The organism is Flavihumibacter sp. CACIAM 22H1, assembly GCF_001601815.1.
Taxonomy (GTDB): Bacteria; Bacteroidota; Bacteroidia; order Chitinophagales; family Chitinophagaceae; genus Flavihumibacter.
Genome location: NZ_LUKG01000015.1, coordinates 1 through 3,562 on the forward strand (window position 1 = coordinate 1; position 3,562 = coordinate 3,562).

Here is a 3,562-nt window from a genome sequence, read left to right on the forward strand (position 1 = left end):
GCATTGGTAAGTCCGAGTGCCAGTATTTTATTTCGGTTGGCAGCCAGTATTACCGAACTGTTCCAGGAGAAATTGCTATTATCCACAATGGTTCCGCTTAAGGCAAGTTCCACCCCCCTGTTTTGAACACTACCGATATTGGTGGTAACAGCGCCGTAGCCCGTTACACTACTGATTGGTACATTTAATAATAAATCGGTGGTTTTTTTATTGTAATAATCAGCAGTAAGGCTGATGCGGTTATTCAACAACGATAAATCAAACCCGATATCCAGTTGCGCTGTTTGCTCCCAGCGAAGATCATTGTTAGGAACCGTACCCGGACCAATACCATTTACGATCTGGCCATTGAGTGTTATGCCGTAGTTCCGAACGGTGCCCAAAGATGCATAGGGAGAAATTTCAGAGTTACCGGTTACTCCATAACTTCCTCTGAGTTTCAGGAAGGAAACCACCGGACTGTTTTCCAGGAATTTTTCTTTCGATACAATCCAGCCAATAGCACCCGATGGGAAAAATGCATACTTGTTATTACCACCGAATTTCGAAGATCCGTCGTAGCGGCCGGTGAAGGTTAACAGGTACTTATTGTTAAATGCATAATTCAGGCGACCATAATAGGAATTCAATTTAAAATCGTAGTAATTCGATTGTGGTACCCCACGGACAGAGCCGGCCGATAAATTATTATACTGGAAATAATCGGTTGAGAAATTAGTGGCGCTGGCTTCTGAACTTTCTTCCGAAGTCTGCATCCAGGATGCACCAGCCACAGCATTTAAACTATGATGTAAGCCAAAATTGGTTGTATAGGTTAAATAATTTTCATTTTGCCAATAGATGTTCCTGCTGGTACCTACAGATGCAACTCCCCGGGAAGGAGCACCTAAATCAAGCAAATCTTTACCCACGTACAAATTGTTCTTACGGCTTAAAACCTGTGCGGCATAGGTCGACCTAAACTCCAGGCCTTTCATAAGCTTCAGGTTAACGAATGTATTGGCCAATACCTGGTCGGTATTAAAAATCCACTGCATTTCATTTAAGAGCCGTACCGGGTTTTCTGCTGCATAAATGCCGGATTTAAACGAAGTACCATCCGGATTAAAGCCATACCCAAAATCATTCAGCGTACTATATCGTCCATCCGGATACTGTATGGGAAAAATGGGCAGCATTTCCAACATCATCCGGGTTACATTTTCAGCTCCAACCCGGTAATCGTCCACCACATTGGCCTTGGTTTGGTTATATCCCAGTTCTCCGCCAACTGTAAGCCAGGAACGGATATTGATTTCACTGTTATACCTGGCGGTGAGCTTTTTAAAATAGGTGTTTTTTATAATTCCCTGGTCATCCTGGTAACCGAGGAACAAACCATTTTTGGCTTTACTGGTACCCTGGGTCATGGATATAAAATGGCGGTGCGAAAGAGAATTCCTGGTAGCAGCATCCTGCCAGTTTGTATTATACTTGGGGGTGCCATTGGCATTGAACAAATCCGGATAGTCAGCTCCCAGGTCAGGAACTGCCCCACGGGCAGGATTATACGCCCAGGCTCTTTTAAACCATTCCACGTATTCATTCGCATCCAGCATATCTACTTTTCTGGCAACCTTATTCAGGCTGAGGTTACCATCGTACTGCACTTTAAAATCGCCCGTTTTTGCCTTTTTGGTAGTTACGATAATTACGCCGTTGGCACCTCTTGATCCGTATATAGCGGTTGAAGACGCATCTTTAAGTACGTCTACCGTTTCAATATCAGAAGGATTCAGCATCTGGAAGTCGGCACCAACAATACCATCAATTACGAAGAGCGGCGAATTAGAAGCAGAAATTGAATTAAAACCCCTGAGGTTAACCGATAGGTTTCCGCCCGGACGTCCGGAGTTATTATAAATATTTAATCCCGGCACCTGCGCAGCCAGGGCATCCAAGGGGTTGGAAGTAACCCGATCGGCAAGTTTGGCTGACTTAACCGTAGAAACAGCGCCCGTTAAATCAGACTTTTTCTGGGTTCCATAACCGATTACCACCACTTCACCCAATGACCCGGCAAGTGGTTCCAATACGATATTGAGCGAAGTTTCTGAAGTAACAGTAATTTCTATAGGAGAATAACCGGTCATACTGAATACAACCACCCGCAACCCCGGTTGCAGGGTTAAAGAAAATACGCCCTGTTCATTGGAAACAGCGGCATTATTGGTGTTTTTCTGCAGTACTGTAACACCTGCTAAAGCCGCACCTGTTTTATCCTTTATGGTTCCGGTTATTTTATCGGAACCCTGTCCGTTCTGCGAAAAACTTTCTTGTTGCAATAATAATCCAAGTAAAAACAGACAAGACCTGACCAGATGCAGGGCTTTTTTAGCCATCCATTTTTTTTGTAGCATGTTAATGAAGTTTGGGAAGTTTAGGTATAGAGCAATACAAGCTTGGTGGATCTACTAGAAATCCAGATGAGGAAAGGAAAAAATGTCTTTAGTGGGAAAGCAAAAAGATGCTAATCAGAATACAGACGTATAATTTTTACTGACATGGGCAATCGTTTTGGTAATGAATAAAATTTATAGCTTATCAAAAGTAGACGGGTTAAATTGTTTAAACTACAAACGGATTAATGAATAGTTAAACTATTTTAATCAAATTCACAACAATCCATGCAAAACATAACAATAACATGTAGATTTAGCTATCTAATAAAAGCAGATGAAAGCAAAATTGATTGAACTCGGTGCGCAGCAGGCACCCCTGCTTATTGTAAAAGAGATCAGGGCCAACCATTTCACCAGCCCCTTTCATTTTCATGATTATTGTGAACTGAACTATGTAAAAAAAAGTTTCGGCAAACGGATTGTCGGTGATTCTATACAACAGTTTAAGCAGGGCGACCTGGTACTCATGAGCCCTAATCTTCCGCATATCTGGTACAACGATCCCCTGGTATTTGAAAATCCCCGCTCAAAAAATGCACAGGCCATTGTTACTTATTTTTCCATGGAGCGCATAGAGGACCTGATAGGCGATCAGATACTGATTGCCAAATTTCAGCGCCTGTTTAAGGAAGCTGGCCGGGGACTTCGTATAACCGGGAAAACAGGCGAGCTGATAAAAAAAAGATTGGAAATTTTAAAAGACAAAAAGGGGTTTCAGGAAATCATTGAATTTTTAGGCATCATTGATATACTCATACAAAGCAAAGAATTTACCCCCCTCGCTAACCCGGGTTATACCCATTCCTATAATTTCAAGGATGCTGAGCGAATGAATGTGGTATATCAATACATCATGAAAAACTTCAGAGAAGAAATTACACTAAACACGATTTCAAGTATTGCCAGCTTAACCCCGCCCGCCTTTTGTACCTTTTTTAAAAAAAGAACACAGAAATCTTTTTCCCGCTTTTTAAATGAAATACGGATTGGCCATGCCTGTCAGTTACTGGAAAACGAGGCCAACAGCATTTCCAGTATCTGTTACGAAAGCGGCTACCAGAATTTTGCCAACTTCAACAAATTCTTCAAAGAAATTACCGGGAAAACACCCAGCCAGTACA

The 3,562-nt window shown here is 42.1% G+C and carries 2 protein-coding genes; one reads left to right on the plus strand and one right to left on the minus strand.

Features of this window, described 5'->3' with window-relative positions; translation table 11 throughout:
- Positions 1-2,399, minus strand: a 2,399-nt coding sequence (locus tag A1D16_RS06465) for a SusC/RagA family TonB-linked outer membrane protein (protein ID WP_290708488.1), incomplete at its 3' end; no start/stop codon positions are given.
- Positions 2,400-2,715: 316 nt separating this feature from the next.
- Here A1D16_RS06465 and A1D16_RS06470 point away from each other — a divergent pair.
- The coding region (locus A1D16_RS06470) for an AraC family transcriptional regulator (protein WP_290708490.1) at positions 2,716-3,562 on the plus strand (847 nt) is incomplete at its 3' end.